This window comes from Acinetobacter sp. YH12046, from assembly GCF_013419905.1.
Taxonomy (GTDB): domain Bacteria; phylum Pseudomonadota; class Gammaproteobacteria; order Pseudomonadales; family Moraxellaceae; genus Acinetobacter.
This window is the reverse complement of record NZ_VOZF01000001.1, coordinates 101,989-128,354: the sequence shown is the minus strand read 5'-3', so window position 1 is coordinate 128,354 and position 26,366 is coordinate 101,989. Positions and strand designations below refer to the sequence as shown.

At 45.6% G+C, this 26,366-nt stretch carries 17 protein-coding genes; 6 read left to right on the top strand and 11 right to left on the bottom strand.

The annotated features are described in order from the left end of the window. Positions 1–113: 113 nt before the first annotated feature. On the top strand, positions 114–314 hold the full coding sequence (locus FTU03_RS00555; protein ID WP_179991974.1) for a dodecin family protein: 201 nt from the start codon (positions 114–116) through the stop codon (positions 312–314). A 56-nt stretch (positions 315–370) separates the two neighbouring features. On the opposite strand, the gene FTU03_RS00550 is transcribed toward FTU03_RS00555, so the two are convergent. The 4 genes from FTU03_RS00550 to ompR form a co-directional block, all read right to left on the bottom strand. Beyond that, positions 371–1,066 carry a DsbA family oxidoreductase gene (locus FTU03_RS00550; protein WP_179991975.1) on the bottom strand — a complete coding sequence of 232 codons (696 nt, stop codon included), beginning with the start codon at positions 1,064–1,066 and terminating at the stop codon, positions 371–373. Between the two features lie 208 nt (positions 1,067–1,274). Continuing rightward, positions 1,275–2,792 (bottom strand): acetyl-CoA hydrolase/transferase family protein, encoded by a 1,518-nt coding sequence (locus FTU03_RS00545; RefSeq protein ID WP_159123434.1) that lies wholly within the window; start codon positions 2,790–2,792, stop codon positions 1,275–1,277. Positions 2,793–2,997: 205 nt separating this feature from the next. Continuing rightward, positions 2,998–4,458 carry an ATP-binding protein gene (locus FTU03_RS00540; protein WP_166134779.1) on the bottom strand — a complete coding sequence of 487 codons (1,461 nt, stop codon included), beginning with the start codon at positions 4,456–4,458 and terminating at the stop codon, positions 2,998–3,000. 245 nt (positions 4,459–4,703) lie between these two features. Next, positions 4,704–5,468 carry a two-component system response regulator OmpR gene (gene ompR / locus FTU03_RS00535; RefSeq protein WP_004781707.1) on the bottom strand — a complete coding sequence of 255 codons (765 nt, stop codon included), beginning with the start codon at positions 5,466–5,468 and terminating at the stop codon, positions 4,704–4,706. Between the two features lie 335 nt (positions 5,469–5,803). Between ompR and FTU03_RS00530 the strand changes: the two genes are divergently transcribed. Beyond that, positions 5,804–8,155 carry a Tex family protein gene (locus FTU03_RS00530; protein WP_179991976.1) on the top strand — a complete coding sequence of 784 codons (2,352 nt, stop codon included), beginning with the start codon at positions 5,804–5,806 and terminating at the stop codon, positions 8,153–8,155. Positions 8,156–8,236: 81 nt separating this feature from the next. Continuing rightward, the gene (locus FTU03_RS00525) at positions 8,237–10,204 is read left to right on the top strand and encodes a DUF2075 domain-containing protein (RefSeq protein ID WP_179991977.1); all 1,968 of its coding nucleotides are present in this window, start codon (positions 8,237–8,239) and stop codon (positions 10,202–10,204) included. Between the two features lie 36 nt (positions 10,205–10,240). Here FTU03_RS00525 and FTU03_RS00520 read toward each other — a convergent pair whose 3' ends face one another. The 6 genes from FTU03_RS00520 to FTU03_RS00495 all read right to left on the bottom strand — a co-directional run bounded on the left by FTU03_RS00520 (position 10,241) and on the right by FTU03_RS00495 (position 16,124). Continuing rightward, positions 10,241–10,558, bottom strand: coding sequence for a hypothetical protein (locus FTU03_RS00520; RefSeq protein WP_004781714.1), 318 nt, complete (start codon positions 10,556–10,558; stop codon positions 10,241–10,243). Positions 10,559–10,619: 61 nt separating this feature from the next. Then, a complete protein-coding gene (locus FTU03_RS00515; RefSeq protein ID WP_179991978.1) occupies positions 10,620–11,696 on the bottom strand; it encodes a patatin-like phospholipase family protein in 1,077 nt (358 codons plus the stop codon). A 158-nt stretch (positions 11,697–11,854) separates the two neighbouring features. Next, a complete protein-coding gene (locus FTU03_RS00510) occupies positions 11,855–13,474 on the bottom strand; it encodes an AarF/ABC1/UbiB kinase family protein (RefSeq protein WP_179991979.1) in 1,620 nt (539 codons plus the stop codon). A gap of 12 nt (positions 13,475–13,486) precedes the next feature. Beyond that, positions 13,487–14,200, bottom strand: a complete 714-nt coding sequence (locus FTU03_RS00505) for an SCP2 domain-containing protein (RefSeq protein WP_179991980.1) — start codon at positions 14,198–14,200, stop codon at positions 13,487–13,489. Between the two features lie 14 nt (positions 14,201–14,214). Further along, the gene (gene ubiE, locus FTU03_RS00500; RefSeq protein WP_005232491.1) at positions 14,215–15,159 is read right to left on the bottom strand and encodes a bifunctional demethylmenaquinone methyltransferase/2-methoxy-6-polyprenyl-1,4-benzoquinol methylase UbiE; all 945 of its coding nucleotides are present in this window, start codon (positions 15,157–15,159) and stop codon (positions 14,215–14,217) included. Between the two features lie 260 nt (positions 15,160–15,419). After that, positions 15,420–16,124: a hypothetical protein gene (locus FTU03_RS00495; protein WP_166134796.1), complete on the bottom strand. Its 705-nt coding sequence runs from the start codon at positions 16,122–16,124 to the stop codon at positions 15,420–15,422. Between the two features lie 206 nt (positions 16,125–16,330). Between FTU03_RS00495 and FTU03_RS00490 the strand changes: the two genes are divergently transcribed. Beyond that, a complete protein-coding gene (locus FTU03_RS00490) occupies positions 16,331–17,752 on the top strand; it encodes a phosphate--AMP phosphotransferase (RefSeq protein ID WP_179991981.1) in 1,422 nt (473 codons plus the stop codon). A 48-nt stretch (positions 17,753–17,800) separates the two neighbouring features. On the opposite strand, the gene FTU03_RS00485 is transcribed toward FTU03_RS00490, so the two are convergent. Then, positions 17,801–18,304 (bottom strand): hypothetical protein, encoded by a 504-nt coding sequence (locus FTU03_RS00485; RefSeq protein ID WP_159123426.1) that lies wholly within the window; start codon positions 18,302–18,304, stop codon positions 17,801–17,803. A 178-nt stretch (positions 18,305–18,482) separates the two neighbouring features. On the opposite strand from FTU03_RS00485, the gene FTU03_RS00480 reads away from it, so the two are divergent. Continuing rightward, positions 18,483–22,196, top strand: a complete 3,714-nt coding sequence (locus tag FTU03_RS00480; protein WP_179991982.1) for an exodeoxyribonuclease V subunit gamma — start codon at positions 18,483–18,485, stop codon at positions 22,194–22,196. Beyond that, positions 22,193–26,317 carry a UvrD-helicase domain-containing protein gene (locus FTU03_RS00475; RefSeq protein ID WP_179991983.1) on the top strand — a complete coding sequence of 1,375 codons (4,125 nt, stop codon included), beginning with the start codon at positions 22,193–22,195 and terminating at the stop codon, positions 26,315–26,317. The genes FTU03_RS00480 and FTU03_RS00475 overlap by 4 nt, the downstream gene beginning before the upstream one ends. Positions 26,318–26,366: the final 49 nt, after the last annotated feature.

Sequence of the window (26,366 nt, the reverse complement as noted above, 5' to 3'; positions counted from 1 at the left end):
AGTATTTGTTCATTCCCTGTAAGTTTTTGCTATTACTTGTTTGCTAGGAGCTGTAGAGAAATTTAAATCGACTAAGATGAATGCTTCTATCTTCACAGAGTGAGTGTTGAATCATGGCAATTGCAAAAGTGGTAGAAGTCAATTCAAGCAGTAGTAAAAGCTTTGAGGATGCAATTCAAAGTGGCATCGCAAAAGTCACAGAGACGATCAAAAATGTTCAAGGTGCCTGGATCAATGAACAGAAAGTCGTGATTAATGACAATAAAATTACCGAATATCGTGTCAATCTAAAGATCAGTTTTCTGGTTGAATAATTCACATCATTCATAAAAAAATCCCCATCTTAAATGGGGATTTTTTGATTTAGTTTTTACTCAGGCTTTGCCGGAACATCACAAGCATCTGTAGAACACTGATCAGCTGCTGGCTGTTGTTGTGGTTCCTCTAAAGCTTTTTCAAGAACTTGCAAGAAAACTTCCTTCGGCTGAGCACCCGCCAAAGCAATGCGTTGATCAAATACAAAGAACGGAACACCGGTAACTTTGAGCTGGTCATGCGCTACTTCCTGGTCAAACTTAACAAAATCCGCAAATTCATCCGAGTCGAGTAAATCATCTACTTCAACCGGGTTCAGGCCAATACGCGCCGCGACATCTTCCAGCGTTTCACGTTCACCAATTGGCAGGCCTTGCGTCATATAGCTGTAGAAAAAAGCTTCCTGAGCTTCATTGCCCAAGCCTTTGCTTTGTGCCAGGTGAATGATGCGATGCGCATTCAAGGTATTGCCAGAGTTGGCACCTTCCCAGTTAAATTCAATGCCTTCCTGTTTGGCCATGGCTGCGATATTGCGCTGCATGTCTTCAACTTCTGCCACTGAACGGCCATATTTTTGTGCCAAACGCTCAGAGTTGGAAACTTCCTGACGGACTGGCGCTTCAGGATCTAGCTGAAAACTATGCCAATGGACTTCAAGTTCAATTCCGCTTTCCTTTGCAGCAGCTTCCAGCCGTTTTTTACCAATATAGCAAAAAGGGCAGACCACATCTGACCAAATATCTACGCGCATGTCATGTCTCTAATCTTTGTCTTGTTAGAAGTATGAGGGTGAAGAACTGGAATTTAAAGCCCTGCATCCAGACTAAGTGCAGTTTTTTAATCATTCAAAATATTTAAGAAGTTAAGCTGATCAGATTCTTATGGATAGATTTGTCTTTGTTTATTTATTATTTTTCCCATAAAAAAACGCCCCGTGGGGCGTTTTCTGAAGCGGTCAATTAAGCAGTTTTGACTGCAGCTTCTACTGCAAGCATATGACCATTTTCTTCAAAGTTAGAGTGCCAAGACAATGCTTCACGAAGCAGGTGAGGTGTATGGCCACCTTTTGCACATGCACGGTCGAAGTAGTCATTCAATGCATCTCGGTACATTGGGTGGGCACAGTTGTCGATGATCGCACGTGCACGCTCACGCGGAGCCAAACCACGAAGATCTGCAAGACCTTGTTCAGTCACAAGGATATCAACATCGTGTTCTGCATGGTCGATATGTGAAGCAAACGGCACTACAGAAGAGATGTCGCCACCTTTCGCGATTGATTTGGTTACGAAGATCGCCAAGTGGGCATTACGCGCGAAGTCACCTGAACCACCAATACCGTTCATCATTTTGGTACCACATACGTGAGTTGAGTTCACGTTACCGTAAATATCAAACTCAAGTGCAGTGTTGATGCCGATAATACCTAAACGGCGTACCAGTTCAGGATGGTTTGAAATTTCCTGTGGACGTAATACAAGTTTGTCTTTGTAGTGCTCAAGGTTGTTAAATACTTTTTCGCCATATTTAGCAGAAAGTGTAATAGAAGAACCTGAAGCAAACTTCATTTTACCGGCATCGATCAATTCAAAGGTACAGTCTTGTAGTACTTCTGAGTACATGATCAAGTCTTCGAAGTTTGAATCTTTCAGACCCGTCAATACGGCGTTTGCAATGGAACCGATCCCTGCTTGAAGAGGGCCAAGGTTTTTCGGTAAACGCTCTTCAGCTACTTCTTTTTCAAAGAAAGCGATCAAGTGGTTAGCAATTGATTGAGTCTCATCATCTGGTGCAGTTACAGTTGATGGAGAGTCATGCAATTCATTGTTGAATACGATACCCACGATTTTTGAAGGATCAATATTGATTGCATGTGTACCGATACGCTCATCCACTTGAGTCAATGGAATTGCTTGACGTGTTGGACGGTAAGTCGGGATGTAGATGTCGTGCAAGCCTTCAAATGCAGGACTTAAATTCGTGTTGATTTCAACAATCACTTTCTCGGCAAAAATTGCAAAACTTGCAGAGTTACCTACAGAAGTTGTTGGAATGATGCCGCCATCTTCAGTGATCGCAACTGCTTCAATCACCGCTACATCAGGTTTTTTTAACTGTTGGTTACGCATCTGTTCAACGGTTTCAGACAAATGCTGATCGATGAACATCACTTCGCCTTTGTTGATCGCTTTACGTAAAGTGCTATCTACCTGGAAGGGTAAACGACGTGCCAATACGCCTGCTTCAGTGAGTTGCTTGTCCAAATCGTTACCGAGTGATGCACCTGTGATCAACGTGATTTTCAGTGGATTTGCTTTTGCGCGTTGTACCAAAGCTAAAGGAACCGCCTTCGCTTCACCAGCGCGAGTAAAGCCACTCATACCCACAGTCATACCATCTTCGATGAATTCAGCAGCTTGTTCAGGGCTGATGACTTTGTTGTGTAGGGAGGCTAAACGGATACGATCTAAAGACATTTCAACTCTCATAAATTCTTAAATAATGATACGGATTGTACCGATCAAAAAATGTATTTTGCATAGGTGTTAGGCTAAGGTCTAATTTTTTAGCTAAATGTAGGTATAATGAAAAATGATGTTTTTTAAATGATTGAATTATTAAAAATTAAAATGAATTATATAGAAATACTAAAAAGTCGTTTGTTGCTTTTATGATCACTTACTAGAAGTGATCAGTGAGCGTTTGACGAATTTTATCTAAGGTGGTTGGGGCAGCGGGTGCCTCGGAATCTGCTGTTTTCAGGGGTAAGGCGATAATGGCTTCCAGACCGCCTTCAGGCCGATTCTGGATATGCAGCTCACCTGAGTGAATATCAACAATACGCTTGACAATTGCCAGACCCAGACCACTGCCTTGTACGGTACGCGCAGAATTTCCACGAACAAAGGGTTGCATCAGTGCTTCAATCTGGTCTTCTGGAATCCCTTCACCATGATCGGCCACACTGATCATCAGTTTATGGTCCTGCACATAGGCAGCCAGCTCGATCGGTTCGGCACCATAGCGTTTTGAGTTGTTGATCAGGTTACCAATCAGGCGTTTCAGCGACATGCTGCGTACCTCAACCAGCGGTATCTCTTGAGGTGTAAAGCGAATATCAAGTGGCTTAAACTGCTTGACCAGTTCCTGCAACAGCACATTGACATTGGTTTCTTGCAGTTCTTCATCGGAGCCATCCCGCATATAGGAAATGAACTGATTTAAAATCGCATCCATATCCTCGACGTCATAAATCAGACCCTCCTTGAGAAAGTCTTCATCTGGCATCATTTCTGCGCTCAGACGGATACGGGTCAACGGTGTACGCAGGTCATGTGAAATCCCTGCGAGCATGATTCGACGATCACGTTCAGTTTGATCCAGGGTATAAATCATCTGGTTAAAGGCATGATTCACCTGACGGATTTCCAGCGGACCATGATTGGTATCCAGATAAGGGGCGGAACCATTTTTACTATAGCTGTTTGCTGCATTCTGCAAGCGGCGTAAAGGACGGTTTAGCTGACGCACCAGGGTCAGGATAATAATGCCAGCAATGAGTGGCGTACCCAACAGCCAGCCTAGAATCAGTTCAGGACTATAGTTGGCATAGGTTTTAAGAGGCTCACGTACCCAGTTGCCATTCATTTCTGGAGTTTGAATCCAGATGCGTGGACTTGGCTTGAACTGGAAATAAACGGTTGCCTGTTCGATTCTTAATTCTTTGGCCAGTTTGGTTTCAATCTGGTTAGTAAAGAATTCGGCAATGACCTTGTCTTTTACATTCGGATATTCAGCCGGATTGGTGACATATTCGATTCCGATCCGGTTTTTGAGCCAGGTATCAATATCGACTTCCTGTTCTTTATGATAAAGACGCAGGTCCGGATTATTGAGAATTTCCAGCTCCATAGCCAAATAACGTGCATGTTGCTGAATTTCAGGTAAATAAAGTGTGCGCCAGAAAAACCAGATTGACATGAACAGGCTGAAACAGACCACAAAGACCACCAGTACAGTGGTTCGCATTGCTGCAGAGCGCGGTTTGATTTTGTCCAGAAAGCGTTCCCAAGGGGTACGTTTTTTTTCTGAGTAGCTGACAAAATCGGTAAATTTTTGTGGGTCGATGGGGTCGAGTTTCACACCAGCATCCTGTAGGCGTCTTTAAATTTTATAGAGATATTTCCGCGATGGATTCTTACCGCTTTTATCTTCTAGAAGAAGGAACTTGTTATGTTACTTTTTTTGAAAAAAGTAACCAAAAAACTTTGCCATTCGCTGAACTCGCGCATTTCCATTTGAGCCTGCAATAATGGTTTGGCTCAGACAGCAGCGAATGGCGTTTAGGGACAAGAGATGAAAGTGATCTTTATCCCTTAATATTTCTTTTATTCAGCACCATCTGGAACAAACACATAACCGACACCCCAAACCGTTTGAATATAACGTGCACGAGCCGGGTTTTCTTCAATCAGGCGACGTAGACGTGATACCTGAACGTCAATTGAACGTTCCATCGCACCCCATTCACGACCACGCGCCAGATTCATCAGCTTGTCACGAGTTAAAGGTTCACGTGGATGTTGGACTAAGGCTTTCAATACGGCGAATTCACCGGTAGTTAAGGTGACGACCTGTCCTTCACGAGTCAGGGTACGTGTCGACAGATCCAGTGACCATGGGCCAAAGGATACCACTTCCATTTGCTGGCTAGGAGCACCTGGAACTTCACGGACTTGACGACGCAAAACTGCACGAATACGTGCCAGCAATTCATTTGGATTAAATGGTTTAGGCAGGTAATCATCGGCTCCCGCTTCCAGACCTGCAATACGATCTGAATCGCTACCACGTGCGGTGAGCATAATGATTGGAATATCAATATTCGACTGGCGTAGGCGACGACAGATACTGAGGCCATCTTCTACAGGCAGCATAAAATCGAGCACAATTAGAGAAAACAGTTCCCGCTGTAATAGTCGATCCATCTGGGTAGCATCGTGCGCAGTTTTAACGACGAAGCCTTTATCTTCAAGGAAACGTTGTAACAGGGTACGCAGACGCACATCATCATCGACAACCAGGATGCGCTCGACCCGGTCGGTTTCGGTATGTACAGCATCGGGTTTTTCAGCAGGTACCACTAAACTCATGAGGTGCTCCTTTATTCTTTATTGTCGTCATAAACAAAAAATGAAATATGCTTTGAGTATACGATTCATTACTATTATTGACTATGCTCTAAAGCATCAAATATTGCAGTTAAAATCAAGACATAGATACCAAATATATACATCTATATGCGAAAAAAATCGTCCTGGAACAAGAATAAAATGCAAAGTTCATGCAAACTTTAGTGGAAAAACTGGAAAACGATCGTATACGGTTATCTAAAGCTTATATAAATTAATAAAAACAATGGTGGATTTTATAGACCTGGTCTTTATAATCATGCCATTTAGTACTTATCCTTGTGGGATCAAACACGATGACTGACTTAGTTCAGCAGTTGGCAAAAGAACTTGCCGTACGTCCAAATCAAGTAGAAGCTGCCATCAAACTGATTGATGAGGGTGCCAGCGTTCCTTTCATTGCACGTTACCGTAAAGAAGTAACGCAGGGCTTAGACGATACGCAACTACGCCAGCTCGATACACGTTTATCGTATTTGCGTGATTTGTATGAACGCCGTGAAAAGGTGATCGAATCACTAAAAGAACAAAATAAATTATCTGATGATTTATTGGCACGGGTGAATGCGGCAGAAACTAAAAATGCCCTAGAAGAAATTTACGCACCATACCGTCCAAAACGTACCAGCAAATCGTTTAAAGCCAAAGAAGCCGGTTTAGGTCCGATTGCAGAAAAAATCTTTACTGAAGCCGTGGATCCAGCAGAAGCTTTAGCGGGCTTTAGCCATGAAGATTATCCAGATCAGGAAAGCCAGCTCGATGCGATCCAGCACATCCTGATTGATGACTGGGCACAGAATATTGCGTTGACCACTGAACTTAAAGCAATGTTTGCTAAAACTGCCGTGCTGAAAAGTCTGGTCGCTAGCGAAGAGAAAAAAGAAGTGGGCAAAAAATTCCGTGATTATTTCGATTTCTCTGAAAGCCTAAATAAAGTGCCTTCACATCGTTTATTGGCGATGCTGCGTGGCCGTCAGGAAAATGTACTGGGCTTAAAAGTAGATGGTGAAGATGCTGCCCCATTAGCGCGTATTGAAACTGAATACAATCTAGACGCGATTCAACCGCAAGCCCGTCAGGACTTCTTGAAGCAGACTGCCAAACTGTTTTGGTTGGGTAAAGTTCGCCCAAGTATCGAACATTCATTGCTGACTGAAAAACGTCTGGCGGCTGAAGCAGAAGCGATGAACGTATTCGCTGAAAACTTGCGTCATTTACTGCTGTCTGCACCTGCAGGCGCACGTACCACACTGGGTGTTGACCCGGGTATCCGTACCGGTGTGAAACTGGCGGTGGTGAATGAGTCTGGCGATGTGCTTGCTCACAGCACGATTTATCCATTTGCACCCAAAGATGATAAAGAAGGTTCATTGGCTGAGCTGGCGCGTTTATGCCGTGAGTTCAATGTTGACCTGATCGCGATTGGTAATGGTACTGCAAGCCGTGAAACAGAAGCGTTGGTTGCTGAAATGATGGCTACGAATAGCGATCTAAAACTGACCCGCGTTTCTGTGTCTGAAGCGGGTGCATCGGTTTATTCTGCTTCTGAATTGGCCTCTCAAGAGCTTCCAGAGCTAGATGTGTCGATTCGTGGTGCGGTTTCAATTGCACGTCGTTTACAGGATCCATTGGCGGAACTGGTAAAAATTGATCCGAAATCGATTGGTGTGGGTCAGTACCAACATGATGTGAACCAGACCGGTCTGGCGAAAACGCTTGAAGCAGTCGTAGAAGACTGTGTGAACTCGGTGGGTGTCGATGTCAACACGGCATCTTCTGCGATTTTGGGTTATATCGCGGGTCTGAACAAATCGATTGCACAGCAAATTGTCGATTTCCGTAAGGAAAATGGCCGTTTTGATAACCGTCAGTCGTTGAAAAAAGTGCCACGTCTAGGCGAACGTACTTTTGAACAGGCTGCGGGCTTCTTGCGTATTCTAGATGGCTCCGAGCCACTAGATGCTTCTGCAGTACACCCTGAATCATATGCTTTGGTCAGCAAAATTGTTGAAGCGAAAGCAACCACGGTCAAAGACATTATTGGCAATACTGAAATCATTCGTCAGGTGAATGCTGAAGAGTTTGTCGATGATAAATTCGGTCTGCCGACGATTCAAGACGTATTGGCTGAACTGGAAAAACCGGGTCGTGACCCGCGTCCAGAATTCCGTACCGCAAAATTCCGTGATGATATTACTGAAGTGGCTCAATTGACTGAAGGCATGCAGCTGGAAGGCGTAGTCACCAATGTGACTAACTTCGGTGCTTTCGTGGATGTTGGTGTACATCAGGATGGTTTGGTACATATTTCTGAATTAGCCAATGAATTTGTGGCTGATCCGCATAAAGTGGTAAAACCAGGTCAAATCGTACAAGTTCGTGTACTGAACGTCGATGTTGAACGTAACCGTGTCAATCTGTCGATGCGTCCTGAAGGTTCGGAAGCACCAGTGAAAGCGCCACGTCAACCACGTCGTGACAATGAGCAACGTGGTGAGCGCAAGCCACAAGGCAAACGTCCACAGCATGCGCGTCCGCAAGGTGACCGCCCGCATGGCAAGAAACCTCAAGCGGCTAAACCACAAGAAAATAAAATTGGTGGTTTAGGAGCACTATTACTTCAAGCCGGGATTAAAGGTTCGAAATAATCTTTAGGCTCTAAACGAAAAACCTCCCAAAAGGGAGGTTTTTCGTATCGACAATATTAAAAAATCTCAAAGAATCTAAAAATGCTAAGAAGTTATTATCAAAGTTCCATCCAAGATTTTTTATCTAGCTCAAATGACTTAATCTTAGGTAATTTGGCACAGCATCATGAATTTGCACTTGAAGATTTACAGAAAAATGCTTGGTTAGCACAAATAGATATTTTAAAAGCAAATTTAGTTGGTATAGCAAAGGGTCATCTTTACTTTGAGTACAGCATTCCTCGAATGGGGAAGCGTGCTGATAATATTCTGATTATTCGTAATTTAATCTTTGTTATTGAGTTTAAGGTTGGGGAAAGTTTTTACTCTACAACTGCAAAAAATCAGGTGATTGATTATTGCTTGGATTTAAAGAATTTTCATTCACAAAGTCATGATAAAAAAATTATTCCAATTCTTGTAGCTACTGAAGCGGATACAGAAGAGATCATTTGGGAGGATGTAGATGATCTTGGAGCGCCCATTTGTTGTCATCAGTACAATTTAAACCAAATGATTCTACAGGTTCTTGCGCATTATAATGAGGATGCGGAGATTAATGTCCAAGAGTGGAATCAAGCCAGCTATAGACCGACACCCACAATCATTGAAGCAGCGAAAGCACTTTATCAAGGACATCAAGTTGAAGATATTTCCAGAAGTGATGCAGGGGCGATTAATTTAAAAATAACTTCAGCACGTATTGAACATATTATTGAAACAACAAAAGAAAAACGACATAAGGCAATTTGTTTTCTTACAGGAGTACCGGGTGCTGGAAAAACATTAGCAGGGCTGAATATTGCTAACCAGCGACTAAAAAAAGATGAATCAGAACATTCAGTTTTTCTCTCGGGCAATGGCCCACTTGTTGATGTGCTAAAGGAAGCACTGATTCGACAAACAGTTGAAACAGCAAAAACTGAAGGTCAACTTGAAACCAGATCAAGTGCTGAAAGAAAAGCAAAAGCTTTTATTCAAAATATCCATCACTTTCGAGATGAGTACTTAAGGTCATTAGAAGCTCCTATTGAAAAGGTGGTGGTATTTGATGAGGCACAAAGAGCTTGGCGCAAAGAACAAGTTTCTAACTTTATGAAGCAAAAAAAGGGAATTCAGAACTTTGATAAATCTGAACCACAATTTTTGATTGAGGTAATGGATCGGCACACGGATTGGTGTGTGATTATTTGTTTGATCGGTAGCGGTCAAGAGATTAACACTGGAGAAGCAGGGGTTATCGAATGGTTAGATGCTTTACAACAGCATTATCCTGAATGGCAGATTTATTATTCTGAGAAAATTTTAGAGGATCGTGTCTATATACAAGATCAAAGCCGAAAGCATCATTTAATTCAGCATGGTAATAAAGAACCTGATTTACATTTGGCGGTATCAGTAAGGTCGTTTAGAAGTGAAAGAGTTGCTGAACTTGTCCAAGCAATTTTAGATGGGGATGCGACGAAAGCACAACATATTTATAGCCAAGTTATAGAATCCTATCCAATTGTTTTAACAAGGAACTTGGAAAGAGCCAAGTCGTGGCTAAAACAACAAGCTAAAGGGACAGAGCGTTACGGCATGGTTGCGAGCTCAGGCGCAAGAAGACTCAAAGCAGAGGGGATTGATGTTAAAAATAAAATCACACCATCTGATTGGTTTTTGAATTCTACAATTGATGTACGTTCTTCATATTACTTAGAAGATGTCGCCACAGAATTTGATGTTCAAGGATTAGAATTAGATTACTGCTGTGTTGCGTGGGATATTAATTTTTACTTTAAGGATGGTTGGTGTTATCAAGCATTTAAAGGAACAAAATGGCAGAACATCAATCAGATGGAAAAGCAAAAATATCTACTGAATACTTATCGTGTTTTGTTGACTCGTGCGCGTCAAGGAGTGGTGATTTACCTACCGAATGTAGATGATAATGATTGGACCAGACCGAGTGAATTGTATGATTCAACATATCAATTTTTAAAAGCCTGTCATCTCAAAGAAATTTAAAAAAAGCCTCCCAATCGGGAGGTTTTTTATTTTGGATTAACTATTAATAATCGGAACAATCCAGCTGGTAATAATCAATAAAATACCCAGATGTCCCAGTTTACGTGTCACATAAACCAGTTTAGACGGTGGTTGTTCCAGCTGTTTGGCATACTCTTCCATGGTGATGCCTTGTTTGCCTTTACTGGTATATAAGAACACACCCAAATCCAGACAGATCAGAATGGTGCCAATATCTGCCACCAGTTCCATCAGCTCAAACTGCTGGGTATACAGCGACATGCTAACGCTATAAATCAGATAAAGTCCAAAGGCTATACATGCATATTGCAGGATCACTAAAAATTTCTGCATAAATCTCAACAGTTCAAAAAATTAAGGTAATTATACAAACAATTCGAGCAGACCGCGCCCATTACAGGCTTTGCATCACATCGGCAAAATTCTGCTTCTCGACCAGTTCCAGAAATTCATCTCCCAGGCGCTGACTTTCAGCAATACATTGCTTCCAGAGCTGAATCCGCTGAGCTTGATCCAAACCTTTCAAAGTGAAGTCTTTACGATCCGGTAAACGACCCAAAGGCAAACTTTGCAAATATTCCTGAGAGGGTGAAATTAGCAAAGTTCGTGCCTGATTTTCCGGGCGTGCCGTGCGTTTAAACAGTTTATCGAACCAGCCGGGAGTAATGCTGTCAGTAAAATGCGGATACAGCACGATGCCTTTGCTCTGGAAAGGCAGGTCAATATGATAGTCAATCAGACCGCCATCGCGATAATAACCTTGCGGTGCATCCGGAATATTATTGACTGCTGCCATCACGCCCGGAATAGAGGCAGAGGCCATCAGCCAGGACAAAACACTTTGCTCAGTCAAAGCATGATAGTGTGTAGTAAATCCATCATCGGCAATTTTAAACTGTTCACCTGCATTCGGTTGGCTGATCACACGTTGCATAAAATGGCGGCTGTGTTTACGTGCCACAGCGGTAGTTCCAACGATGCCGGCTACAGAGGCGAGTAGGGGGAGCGCCTTGTCACTCTGAAAAATGTGCTGGGCTTTGATCGATAATACCGTCAGATGATAATCTGGATGATTCACCAGATCGGTTTCTTTGCCTTGTACCAGATCCAGCAGCATGCCACGACAAACGTCACTGACCTCCTTACGGGTCATTTTCTTGTGAAAGTACAGATGGGTATACAAGTCGGCAAGACGTTCAGTGCCTGCTTTGGCTCCCCATGCCGCGACACTGGCAAAACGCCAGCTACCAATAGATGAACCGACTAAGGTTCTACGCTGAGGAGCACGTGGGAAAAACTCGCCAAAAATAGCCTGATCCAGTCCTTGAATGCCGATGCCTTTGGGTCCACCTGCGGCACCCGGCACGATATCAATGTGTTCGGGTTGTAAGCCTTCTTTCAGAATCAGCTCACGAGCCTGATGCCCAGCGCGGATTTTCAGAGCAGGTGCATGTTTTTGTAAAATCTGCATAAAGGTTCAACCCATATTTGACCAATGAGGACATATTTTAAGCATCTGGTCACAGAGCCCAATGGCAAGATGTACCCTAAGGTGACTTTGCAGTCATAGGGGAGGAGAAAAATAAAAAAACCTGAACAATGTCAGGTCTTTTAAGCAGGTTATTTCAGTTATTTTGCAATCCGCCAGACTGCGAGTACGCTTGCCAGTACGATCAGAATCACTGACACAAACCATGGTGAAATGATCGCAATTGAAAGCAGGATAGCCATGATGCTGCCAAAAATCCAGCTACGCTTTTGCTGATGTTCCATTTGCAGGCGCATGCTTTGCAATTCATTGAGCTGCTTGGCATGCCAGGCGGACTGGTTTTTCAGACCGTTCAGGCTGTCGATCATCAAGGTCGGTAGGTCCTGCGCGCCCAAAAGCAGATCCGGGATTTTTTGTCCGAGTTCCTTGATATTCTTTTGCGGATTCATCTGGGCTTTGACCCAATCGGTGAGGATGGGTTTCGCCAGACTCCAGATATCCAGTTCAGGATACAAGTCTGTTCCCAGACCTTCTACATGAACCAGCGTTTTCAGTAATAACATCAGTTGTGGCGGGATTTCCAGATGGAAACGACGGGCGATGTCCATGACCTGAATCAGAATCCCGGCAAAATCCAGTTCATGCATCGGCTTGGAGACCATTGGACCCACGGTACGACTCATTTCGCGTGCTAGCGCGTCCTGATCGGTACCCGGTGGAATCCAGCCGGCCTGATGCACAATCTGAATCAGCTGCATGAAGTCACTGTTCATGACCGCCAGCAGCATACGTGCTACGGTCATCTGGTCATGCTTGGACAGCTCTCCCATAATCGCGCAGTCCAGCGCAATAAAGCGCGGATTGGCCGGATTGATAGTTTCGACAAAGACATTGCCTGGATGCATGTCCGCATGGAAGAAGTTGTCGCGGAAGACCTGAGTAAAGAAGATAGTTAAACCTTTACGTGCCAGATCAGCACGGTCCATACCCAGTTCATCAAAGGTGGCAATATCTGAAATCGGAACACCGGTAATCCGTTCTGCTACCAGCACGTCCTTACTGTCCATATAAACTTCAGGCACATACATCATGCTGGAGCCAGTGAAGTAATGACGCATACGGCGGGTATTGTCCGCTTCCAGCGTCAGGTCCAGCTCATTCAGAATGATCTGGCGATAGTCCTGAATAATTTCAGACAAGTGTAGGGCACGCGCTGCTTCCAGACGTTTTTCCAGAAAATCACCCAGCCAGCTTAGAATTTCAAAATCCTGCAAGATCTGCTGTCGAATATTCGGACGGGTCACTTTGACCACCACTTCACGGCCATCGTGCAGGGCTGCAGTATGCACCTGTGCAATCGAGGCGGCTGCCAGCGGCTGAACATCAAATCGGGCGAACAGGGTATTTACATCGGCTTTTAAGGATTCCTGAATACGCATCTTGGCGACATCATTATCAAAGGGCTTAACCTGATCCTGTAATAGAACCAGTTGTTGCAGCACTTCAGGCGGAATCAGGTCACGACGGGTCGAAAGTAACTGACCCAGCTTGATCGCCAGCGGCCCCATTTCTTCCAGTGCCAGTTTCAGCTTGAGCGGGTTTTTACGCTCACGGCTAGACCAGGCTGCCGGATGCATACGAATTAAAGATAAAATGTGCCGGGCTTTTTCAGGAAGTTCTTCCGCAGGAAACAACGTGTCGAGTCTATAGTGCGCGGCGATGCGCCAAAGTTCGAGTAAACGTGAAACATGCGGAATCATAAAGCGGTGTACCTAGTATTGAGAAGGAATATGAGGTGTAGCAGGAGTAAATGGCTGATCAGTAGAATCGTCAGATTCAATCTGTGCCTGAAGCTGACGGATTTTGGCTTCGACGCGATCCAAATTCTGGTTCAGGATACGGGTATCCTGATTCAGGTCATCCATTTGCCAGCGCGGGGCAAAAAGGCCACTATCTTCTTTCAGGGCATCTTTAGCGAAAAATAATTGGCTTTGCAAAGTGCGTTTTAAATGCTTCGGAGCCAGCTGCAACTTGCCAATTTCATGTGCCAGAGCAGGGCCAATCCAGGGACTCAAATGCGCCGCCAGATCAGGTTCTGCCTGCTGCATGATACGCTGGATTTCTTGCAGAATTTTATAGTCACCTTGCAGCGGAATATTACCGACTTCATCAGCAAGCAGCAGTTTAAGCAGCTCTACGACATTATTCACCTGTAGCGTCGCCGTTGCTTCAGGAATTTGAGTACTATTGGCTTCATAAGGGCGCTGTTCAAAAATCGAAGATTCTTCAGTATGACCGGTTGGCGTTGGTTCCAGACGAACCTTGCCCTCATCAAAGAAGACATCGACGGACAGTTGCGGTGAGGCAATGACCACCCGCAGCATTTTGCCGGCTAAAGCATTGAGCTGAATGCGGGTAATCGCATCCAGATCAATCATATGATGAATCAGGCGTTCAACAGCACCGAGAGCGAGAAGTGACCACATATCGGGTACGACCCTTAAAGCTTGAAGCCACGGTGAACGGCAACGATACCGCCGGTCAGGTTGTGATAATCACAGTTCTGGAAGCCAGCATTTTCCATCATGCCTTTTAAAGTACGCTGGTCTGGATGCATACGGATTGATTCAGCCAGGTATTTATAGCTTTCTGAATCATTTGCCACGATTTTGCCCATGATTGGTAAAGCAGTGAATGAATACAGGTCATACAGTTTTGAGAATGGCTCAAAGACTGGTTTAGAGAATTCCAGAATCAGTAAACGACCGCCTGGCTTAAGCACGCGATACATGGCTGCCAGTGCAGCATCTTTATCGGTGACGTTACGCAGACCAAAAGAAATCGTTACCAGATCAAAGCTGTTGTCGGCAAATGGCTCTAGAGTTTCTGCATTCGCCAGAACGAAATCAACATTGGTACAGCCGGCATCAATCAGACGGTCACGGCCAACATTCAGCATGGATTCGTTAATATCAGACAGTACTACATGACCGGTAGGGCCCACTTCACGGCTAAATACTTTGGCCAGGTCGCCTGTACCGCCAGCAATATCCAGCACATGCTGGCCACGGCGCACGCCTGACATATTAATCGCAAAACGTTTCCACAGACGGTGAATGCCGAATGACATCAGGTCATTCATGATATCGTATTTGCTGGCCACCGAATGGAATACTTCAGCCACTTTCTGGGCTTTTTCGTCACTGCTCACAGTCTTGTAGCCGAAGTGCGTGGTTGGACCGACGTTACCGGTATTGGCACCGCGTGGCAGGTTATATTTAGGGACAGTTCCAGTCACAGGCGTATCGGTCAGGCGTTGTTCTAGAGATTGTTGCTGACCTTGTGGAGCGCCTTGCGGAAGCGGAGTGGTTAAGAATGGGCTCACTTTGTCTGTCTGTTGTGCCGACTCGGGTGTAGGGGTAGGCGTTTGATTTTCATTCGACATTGGAGTCACTCCTAACATATCAATCGGGTTAATCTTGCATTGCCTGCATAATGACAGATTCTTGGATGTTATTCAGCAATCATGATGCAATTGTTATGAATAATATACAGAAAAATAGGAATATGGGCGGAAATCTTCACTGCCAGTGATCGAATAACTCATATGATTTATCACTGGCGATGGCCTGCCCTAAAAACCTGAAAATATCAGGATCAGGCAGGACCGCAAGCCTTCCTCATCATGGATGGGACAGGAGTGTATTATTGGAATGGTGTTGGATCACCTGAATGCACCTTATCAATAATGCCGCGTTCAATCGCAGTAAAGTCATGCACGAATTTTTCTGCCGATTTTAACGGTTTCATGGCCTGGAAACCGTCCTGCATAAACTCATACATCACCTGAAAATGATATTTATTGGCAGCGCCTTTACACATCTTGAAAGCGGTATACACCACAAAGGAACGCATATATTTGTCCAGGCTGACACCCAGCTGATCCAGCAATGCCAGCTGTTTCAAGCGCGCCTCACCCTGATCCAGTTTCAGATAGGTCACACGCATCATTTCATCAGTCAGTGGTGCGTTGGCAGGATAATCCTCTAAAAGCTGGATTGCGACCTGTTCATCCAGTTGCACGGCCAAGATCGCCAGTTCGACGCCTGAGGTTCCGGTTTTTAGGGCATTTTCCGGAATCATTTTTTCTGCCTTGTGCGCATATTTCATCAGTCGTGCAATCTGCTCGGCCAGTGCATCAAAGTCCGAGCCGCCGTAGAGCCGGTTCAGGAAATATTCGGCCATCAGCTGGTTATTTTTTTCAGAAAAATGCTGATGATGGCTACGCTGCATCCGTGCCTTTTGCCATGCCTGCACATCCTGTAAACGGCTTAAAATTTCAGGTTGAGTATGATATTTCAGCTGATAATACTGTTCTAAGAGTTCATCTAATCGGGCAAGTTTGGACATGTATTTTCAAATATGATTTTTCGATCTCAGAATCTTAGAGGGTGTGGCGCAATCTCGCTATGACAAATTGATCAATGATTCCTTATTTGAATGTCAATTTGCTGTTTAAACAGACAATCTAATCGTGTGAAAAACGTTGCTAACGCTATTTTTGCCTTCAGACTCCTCGCTATACTGCCCACAAGAATAAAAGATGAGGGATCTGTATGCGTATAGAAGAACAAAGTTTCCAGTTAATGGATGAAGACGAGCTATCCCTTGCGCTGATCAATGCCCAGTATGATCTGAGGAAAACCCAAGGTCAGAAAAATGGCAAAAGCCTGATTGTTCTGGTCAATGGAATTGAACTGGCGGGTAAGGGCGAAGCGGTCAAACAGTTACGTGAATGGGTAGATCCCCGTTATATGCAGGTTAAGGCCGATCAGCCGCAAGTATTAGGAGAAAAACAGACCTTCTGGAAACCCTATACACGGTTTATTCCTGCCCAGGGCCAGATTATGGTGCTATTTGGCAACTGGTACAGCGATCTGCTCAGAACCACCATGCAGACTGGTGCCATTGATGATGCCCAGTTTGATGCCTATCTGGAAGATATGCGTGTCTTTGAGCAGGATCTAAAAAATAACTATGTTGATGTGGTCAAGGTCTGGTTCGACTTGCCTTGGAAAACGCTACAAAAACGCCTGGATCAGATGGATCCGAGTGAAATGCAGTGGCACAAACTGCATGGCCTGGACTGGCGCGACAAAAAAAAGTACGACACCGTGCAGCGTTTGCGAGAGCGGTTTACTAAAGACGACGACTGGCTGATCATTGATGGGGAAGATGAAAAACGGCGTGACCAGCAGTTTGCACAGCATATTTTGCAGGCTTTAAAACATTGTCCGAATCATCCGGTTCGGGCCAAAGGACGATGGAAACAGGCCAAAATTCCAGAATTATTGCAGCATCCTTCGCAAGAGCTTGCCAAGACAGAGGACTATAAGGCGGAACTGAAAAAACTGTCTCTTCAGGTGGCCAAGGCGCTGCGCTCAGACCCACGCAATGTGATTTTGCTGTTTGAAGGGATGGATGCAGCAGGCAAGGGCGGAGCAATCAAGCGGATTGTGAAAAAGCTGGATCCACGTGAATATGAAATCCAGACCATCGGGGCGCCGGAAAAATATGAACTGAATCGACCTTATTTATGGCGTTTCTGGAACAAGCTGCAAACTGATGATGATATCTGTATTTTTGACCGCTCCTGGTATGGTCGGGTGCTGGTAGAACGGGTAGAAGGCTTTGCCAGCCCGGCAGAATGGCAGCGGGCCTATGATGAAATTAACCGATTTGAACAGAGCCTGATTAACCATCAAACCGTAATTATTAAATTCTGGCTGGCGATTTCCCAGGAAGAGCAGGCGGCCCGTTTCAAGGCGCGTGAAGATACCCCACATAAGCGCTTTAAAATCACCGATGAGGACTGGCGTAACCGGGAACGTTGGGATGATTATTTAAAAGCGGCCGCCGACATGTTTGAACGTACGTCGACAGAACAGGCACCATGGCACATTATCGCCACTGATGATAAAAACACCGCTCGGGTCGAAATTTTAAAAACAATTTTAAAGCAGCTTCAGGCAGATTAATCTGCCTGAGTTTTGAAAAGTTTGGGGATAAAAAATGGGGCGGGAAATTTATTTGCCTTGAGCAATCTGTTTTTGCTGGATATTTTTTGCTGTGCGATAACAATCTTCAACATGCGCTTCAGCAATTTTTTTCATGACAAAATAACCGAGGCTCGCGGCTACCAGTTGACCACCGAGTGGAATGAATTTTGTGACTTGCTTTGTGATCACTTTCGCTGCAACATTGTTCAAAGATTTTTTGACTGCTGTACGTGCTACCACCAGACCGGAAAACTCGATTCCGCGTTTACGCAGTTCATTCCAGTGCACCTGTTTGGTTGCAGGATCAAACACACTGATCTGTTCAGGGGCTAGACCAAAGCGGGCATTGATCTCCGGAATCAGTTGCGACAGAATGCCGACATCAATGACCACGTCCAGAAATGGCACCGGAATCACAGCTGCTCCGGCAGAATAATAGGCACGTTTTTTGGTTAGCTCTAAGCACTCGTTGCGAATTCTGTCTAAATCTAAACTTGGATCGATACGATCTGGAATTTTGTCTAATTTCATGGGCATTACCTAAAGCTAGATGTTGTTTTTTTCTGTTCAAACATCAATAAGATGCTTTTTTCAAAGAACTTTTTTGACTGAAGTATGAGTTTTAAAGTGACATAGACAGTTCGGTAAGTATAGTAAATAATCTTTATCATTTTGTAGTACTGCTCCATCTCATTTTTCAGGGGAAACGATGGCAATTCATGTTATTCAGAGTCAACGCATTGATGTGCTTTTGGATAGTATGCTGCGTATCGTTAATCAGAGCGCAAAAAATCCCTTGGCTGTGTTACAGCCGCGGCATTTTATTGTGCCATCTCCTGCAGTCGAGGCCTGGCTGACCCAAAAAATTGCCGAGAAAAAGGGCATCAGTGCCAATACCCAGTTTCATCATCGGATCCGTGCCTTTCAGTGGACTTCCTATCAGTGGGTGCTGAATAATCCCAAAGAAGTCGAACAGGTTCGTGAAGCCAATATTCCCCGAATTATTATTAAATGGCGGGTATTTCAGGCATTACGTAAATGCATTTTGCCTGAGCAGATTCCATTAGAGATCGATCATCCACTGTATTCGATTATCAAACGGATTTATGACAGCGCAGATCGTCTGGAACAGGGCATAGAGAAGCAGCTGAAAAAACAAAGCATGCTGTACTGGGTGTCCGAACAGGTCTCGCGCCTGTTTAGCCATTATATGGATTACCGTGGTTATTGCGCGCGGAATTGCCCACCACAGGAATGTCGTTGTCCCACTAACTGGCTGGCGTCCTGGGGGCAGGATATTGCGCTCGATGTTGAGCATATGATCTATATTCCTAAAGATGAAAATGGCCATGAAATTCCGGTGGCAGACTTCGTCAAGATTCAGGCACGCGAACTGGAAGCCTGGCAGCGCTGGTTGTGGCAGCATGTCTTTCAGGATGATTATGCCAAGATTCTGGACATCGAACAGATGTACTGGGAACGTCTGGAAAATGAAGATACTCAGGCACAGGCTTTAAAACGTTTGCCAGAACAGGTCGTGGTCTTTACCTTGCTAGAATTGCCACCGAGTCAGCTGGATTTCTTGCGCCGTCTCGGTCAATACATCGATATTTATATTTTCCACTTTAACCCTTCACAGGAATACTGGGCTGACAGCGTCGATCCGGATTGGAAAGCGCGTTATGACCTTGGCGTGCAGGAACGTTTCATCAGGAAATTTGAAAAATCTCAGGGACGTTTGCCGACTGATACCGAAATCCAGCATTTCTTTGCAGCCTTTCAGCTGAACTTTAATGCCGAAGACCGGGAATCGCGTCATCCCTTGCTGACCCGCTTTGGCAAGCAGGCGCGTGATCATTTCTCGTTATTATCCAAACTGTCTTCAGGTGAAGAAGGTCTCTGGGCGGATGCTTTCGTGGATGAATATCAGGATAAGTTACTGGCCAAAATCCAGTCGGATATTCTGTACCTGCTGGAACCGGAAAAACACCAGTATCCGCTCAAATCAGACGATGATTCGGTGCAGATCCATGTCTGCCATTCTTCACTGCGCCAACTGGAAGTTTTAAAAGAACAGATGATTCACTGGCTGGCTCAAGGTGCCGAAGATGCCCCACGTCAGCCGAGCGATATTCTGGTGCTGGCCCCGAACTTGAAAGAGCTGGAGCCGGCGATTCGGAGTGTCTTTGCACCACCACCGCGAGAACGGGAAGGTAATAGCCAGCGTCTGCAAAAAGATAATCTGTATTTACCGATTCAGATTGCCGGGGTGTCCCGACTCGATGTCAGCAATGCCTGGCGCGCGGTACTGGGCCGGATTCAGCTGGTGCATCGACGTTTCAGTATCGAAGATTTTGCCGACTGGCTCAGCCTGAATGCGACCCAGCAACTATATGCGCTGGACTACGCGCAAGTTGAGCGCATGTTGCAGTTACTGGGCGAAGCGGGCTTTAAACGCGGTCTGGATCAGCAGCATTTACAGCAAAGCCTGACTGCCGGTGATGAAGACTACCGCTTCAGTTTTAAGTTTGCGTTGGATCGGCTGGCACTCGGGCTTGCAGTTCCGGAACATGCCCTGTTTCAGGATACCTTAAGCTATGCTCGGGTCTTGAGTAGTGATTTTCCTCTCATTTCGACTCTGATCCAGATTTATCAGGATCTGGTACAGCGCCGTGACTGGCTGATTTTGCATGAACAGGGACAACGTACCCCGGTAAAAACTTGGCTGGAATATCTGCGTGAAGACTTGAATGAGTTCCGTGAAGCCGGGGTTGAGTCCTTAAAGACGGTCGCAGAAATCATTGACAAGCAGATGCGGATGCTGACGTTGGCCGATTACCATGATCAGGATGATCCGCAGGCCAGCCAGGAGCTGGTCGCCTTAAGTCTGCCATTGCCTTATGTACTGGAAGAAATTCAGAATACACTGGAGATGCAACTGGATCAGGCCGAGCCGACCGGACAAATTACCTTTAGTCAAATCGGCCAGATCCGTCCGTTGCCGTATAAGCTGGTGGTGATGCTGAATCTGGATACCGGTAAATTTCCGAGCCGGAATCAGCAGGTGCCATTTGACCTGATGAACAGTCTGAAGCCGCAGTTAGGGGATCGTTCCCGTCTGGATGATGACCAAGGCGCTTTTCTGGATGCATTGCTACTGGCACAGGACAATTTATGGCTGTTCTATAATGGCTTTAATGTTGATGATGGTGAAGCGCGTGATCCATCCACTTCATTGCAGGAACTGATCCAGCATATTGCCCTGATCTGCCAGTCAGACCAGCCCGATGCTGAAGTCGATGAAACGGTTGAGATGAATGGTTTGAGCGTGGCCAAGCATATCCGTCAGCTCTATCATGTGCATCCACTACAGCCGTTCGATCCGATCGGTTACGTCGAATCTCATACTCCACGTTATCAGACCCAGTGGTTTGCTGTAGCAGAATATATTCGCAGTGCAGAGGGCAAGCGCAGCAGCTGGATCAATGCCCATTATCCGGCCTTGATGCAGAAAGAAATCCGGGTGCTGAAAGGGGATGAGTGGATTCGTGACATGATTTTCCCGGCACGCCTGTTCCTGAAAAGTATCGGTGTTTCCAGTGTGAGATATGCCGATCTGCCAAGTTCACGAGAACCCTTATTGCTGAATAAACTGGAACAGTATCAGGTCCGTGATTTCCTATTACAACAGGATCAAGAGATTGAGCCACAGCTGATGCTGGACCGCTTGCCGGTCGGAAAAACTCAGGAAGCGACCTGGCTCAGCAGTCAGCAGGAACAGCAATCGCTAAAAGAACGTTTATTGCAGCTGAATAAAGAGCTGACACCTGTAACGCAGCAAACTTGGCAATATAACCCTGAATTGCTGATTCATATTACCTTGCCGCAAGTGCCGCACAGCAGTTACTGGCTGAGTATGCAGTCTTCCTCCGCTTCGGAAAAACGTCGGGCACAGGTCTGGCTGGAATATCTGCTCTGGCTGGCCTATCTGAACAATGATGAACTGTCTCCGCAGCTGGAACGGATTGTCATTTTCAGTAATAAAACCCTGAAGTTCTCCGGGCTGCGTTCTAGTCAGGCACGTCATCATTTACAGGCTTGGTTGAAAGCCTGGGAAATCGGACAGACCCAGCCGCTGGTATTGCCTGCCGAATTGCTGATGAAAAAGGCTTGGGAATGGACCGAAAATGAACAGGGACAGATCACCATTGCCGAGATGCAGGAACTGCTAAAGGCCTGGAACAACAGCTATGAAAGTGCCAAGCCTTTGGCCAGCGATGAATCCAGCCAGTTGCATCAGGACTGGCAGTTTATTTTGCAGGATCAGGACCCGGATCTGGCCTTGCAACGCTGTTGCCATGATTTTGCCCATGCGTTATATGCACCGATTCATGAACATCTGGAATGGATAAAAGAACAATGACCATGTTACCCAACCAGAACAAAAAGATTTCAACCAATCCGATTCAGGACATGCGCTTTAGCGGCCTGCACTGGATTGAAGCTTCCGCGGGGACCGGTAAAACCTATACCTTATCCAGTTTGATGGTACGGATTTTTCTGGATCAGTATTATCCGCATCAGGTGATTGCCACAACCTTTACCCGTAAGGCTACAGCTGAACTGAAAAACCGGGTACGTCTCAGAGTCGAGGAAACACTAGCCTTCATTCAGCGTCATCAGGAGCTGAATTCGGTCGAAATCACCGCCAAAATCCAGACTGAATCGGATCCACTATTTCAGCAGGTATTAAAAGATTATGGCTCACGCATGGATTACGCCCGGCGCCGTCTGCGTCTGGTTCTGAACCAGCTGGATGAGCTGTTTGTCGGAACACTGGACAGCTTTAGCCAGAAATTATTACGTGAATTTGCTTTTGAAAGCGGCAAGATTGAACGGGCCGAACTGACTGAAGATCAGGACCTGTATATCCAGCAGCTGATTCATGATGTACTACGAGAATGGATCCAGCAGCAGCCGCAATATATGGTCAATCACCTGTATCTACAAAACCTGTTGAAACCAGTAGAACATTATACTGGACTAGTTCGTGATGCTCTAAATTTCCGTGTGCAATACTTTCAGAAGGTAGAAAAAGTCGAATGGGATCTGGCTGAACTAGAGCACTGCATTCAGCGCCTGTTCGATGTACATGAACATGAAATTGAGATCATTCGGGAGTATTGCCAGAATTCTCCCAAGTATTTTCATAAGAGTTTTTTCACCAGATTAAGCGATGTCTGTGAAAACTTTATGACCTGGATGGCTGTGCTGAAAACCAAAGGCGCGATGAGCTTTTTTGATCCAGAACTGCATGCGATCTTATTAAATCTGTGTTATTTGCGCCGCAAGAAAACCGATTTTCAACCGGTCTCAATGAAGCAAGTATTTAACAAAAGCTGTCCGGAAGCAGAGCAGCAGCAGATTCTGCAACATAGCCTGATTCAGGCCATTGATGGATTGTGCGAAGTCAAAGAGAAGATGGATGCACAGTTGAAGCAGCTGACCACCTATCTGGAATATCATATTATTCGCAGTGTGCAGAACCGTCTGCCGCAAACCTTGCAAAAACAGGGTGAAACCACATTTTCCCAACAGATTCGAACCTTGGCTGAAGCTTTACAGGGACAGCAAGGTCAACGCTTTGCCCAGTTTGTACAGGCACGCTATCCACTCATTCTGGTGGATGAATTTCAGGATACCAACCAGGATCAGGATGATCTGCTGGCTAAAATCTGGCGTGATCCGAATCGAGTCAAAGCCGGTTGTATGATCATGGTGGGTGATCCGAAACAGGCGATTTACGGTTTCCGTGGCGGTGACATGCTGACCTATAACAAGGCGCGTGCCGATGTGCTGCAAAAGCAGGGCCGTGAATATACTCTGATCCAGAACCATCGCTCGGTAAAGCCTTTAGTCGAGGTGGTGGACGCGTTGTTTCAACGCCAGATGGATTTTGGTGAACAGGTGCATTACACCCTGATTCAGGCGGGGAGCCGGCCACATCCGGATTTAATCGATAAAACGCTGAGTAATCCGCATCCACTACGCTGGATTCAGCTCGGTGAACAGGACGTTGAAGCCGATCAGGTGGTCTGGAAAATCCGCCAGTTATTGAATCAGTCTGAACAGCAGCAACTGTATTTCCAGCAGGGTGACAACGTTCAGCACTTAAAAGCGGATGATATTGCAGTTCTCAGTTTTGGCCATTATGCGCTGGAACAGGTCAAGCAGCGTCTGCAACGCATGGGGATTCCCTGTTATAAGGAATCTAAGCAGAGCGTCTTTGCCAGTCCGGTGGCTCAGGATGTTGCAGCTGTTCTGACCGCGATCATGGAGTCTTTTAACGAAGCCAAAGTCAAACGTGCCTTATTGACCCGTTTATTGGGCTTTAACCTGAAAAAGTTAATCGAACTGCAAGAGCAGAGCGAAGGTCTGAGCCGTTATATTGCAGACTTTGATGCTATCCGGGAAATGTGGTTTGAAAAAGGGTTTCTGACGGCCTGGAATTATGCTTTAAATCTGTTTCAGGTCTGGACCAATCTGGTTGCAAGCCAGAGTCTGGACAATGAACGGGTGGTGGTGAATTTACGTCACCTGACCGAGATTCTGTGCCAGCAAAGTGAATATTATCAGGGTGCTCAAAAGCTGTATCACTGGTATCTGCGTCAATTGCAATCACCTTCCGGCAAGGACAATGAAAAAGAGCGCAAACTCTCCGGCGATCATGGGGTGCAACTGCTGACCATCCATGCTTCCAAGGGACTGGAATTCAAAGTCGTGTTCCTGTTGGGTGCCGATGCGCCTTTTGATGTAAATAAGGGGAATCTGAACTTTTCCCTGTCAGCTGCGGAAAATGTACTGGAACAATCCCGGGTAATTGCAGTTAATCATAAGGACTTGCATGAGCAGGCGATTTTGCAAAATGCGGCCCGGAATGCCGCAGAAAATCACCGGCTTTGGTATGTGGCACTGACCCGGGCCAGTCACCGGGTTTATGCCATGCTGCAAGATCAGAGCGGACAGGCGGATTCAGGTCTGGCGTTCTGGCGTGGACAAGGTGAGGCGGCCTTTCAGCATGCCCTAAGTCTGCTTGAACCACCTCTGGCTTCTGAGCCGCCTAGAATTGTGGCACAACAGACAGAAGCACCGTTACAGATGCAGGCTCATCCTTTACCGGAGCGACAGTTCTATCCGCGGACCAAAACCAGTTTTACTGCACTGTCACAGCATCTCCCGCATCAGGCAATATTGCAGGATGATCTGGTCATCGCTTCTGAACGTCCGGACAGTGCCGCAGATGAAATGAATCTACTGGAACTGGAACAGCAGATAGCCAGTCAGCCACTGGACTGGATCAGGCTGAATTTTCCAAAAGGCACGGTAGCCGGAACCTTCCTGCACAGTATTTTTGAGCATATCAATTTTCAGGATCGCAGTTACTGGAATCTGGAAATCCGTCGTCGTTTTAAAAATACGGCGCCACAAATCTGGCAGGAACTGAAAGAGAAATTTCATCAGGCCTTTCATATTCGTCCATTGTTACAGCAGGCATTTACCCCGGGCTATCAGACGGCCTGTGTGAATTTACAGACCCTGTTTAGTCAGGTGGCCCGTCAAGGTCAAATGCAGCCGGAAAAATTGCAGCAGAGTATGCAAAAAGTACTCTCCAGCCTGAATTATAAAATCCTGACCGGAATTCGCCTGCATGATCAGAGTGAAGCTTATCGTCAGGAATGGCAGCAGTTTTTCCGTTCCGCTCAAACATTCGATCACTCTGAATGGTTGAACTTCTTAGGGCAGTTTCAGCGCTATTTTACAGAACTGGATGATGAACCTTTTATCCTGTTTTTCGAACAGGAAATAGCGCAGATGACGCCTGCTGAGACAGCAGCGCAACTGGATGTAGAAGCCGTTTTTCAGCAGGCATTCGATCATTTCATTGATGAGATGACTGAGGATCTTCTACTCAATCGGGTTCATGACTGGCTCAAAGAAATTCTGGCTGCACCCCTACAGGAAGACTTCAGCCTGGAACAGTTGCAGCAAGGTGCGTATCTGTCCGAGTTTCCGTTTTATCTGTCTTTAACCGATGCGCCCTTACAGATTCGTCAGATCCAGCAACTGTTTGCCGAGCATGATATTCTCATGCCTGATTTTAATGAGGCAAAATCGGCACGCTATCTGACCGGTTCTATCGATTTGGTTTATTTTGATGGCCAGCGTTATCATATTGCCGATTATAAAAGCAATTTTCTCGGGCCGGATCAGCAGCATTACACGGCCGAGGCCATCCAGCAGAATATGACCCACTCCAGTTACTGGCTGCAAGCGGCCTTATATCTGGTGGCATTGCATCGTTATCTAAGCGTGAACATGCAGGGATATGACATGCAGCAGCATCTGGGTGGGGCGACTTATCTGTATTTGCGCGGTATGAATGGTCAGGCTGAACAAGGCGCTTATCACTGGCAGCCTGGTCTGGAATTTATTCTGAAACTGGATGAAATTCTGGGCTATTTTAAGCAGAAAAAATCAGCATAATTTTGATGATTTATAAAATTTTAAGAGTTTAAACAGAAGATTATCCTGT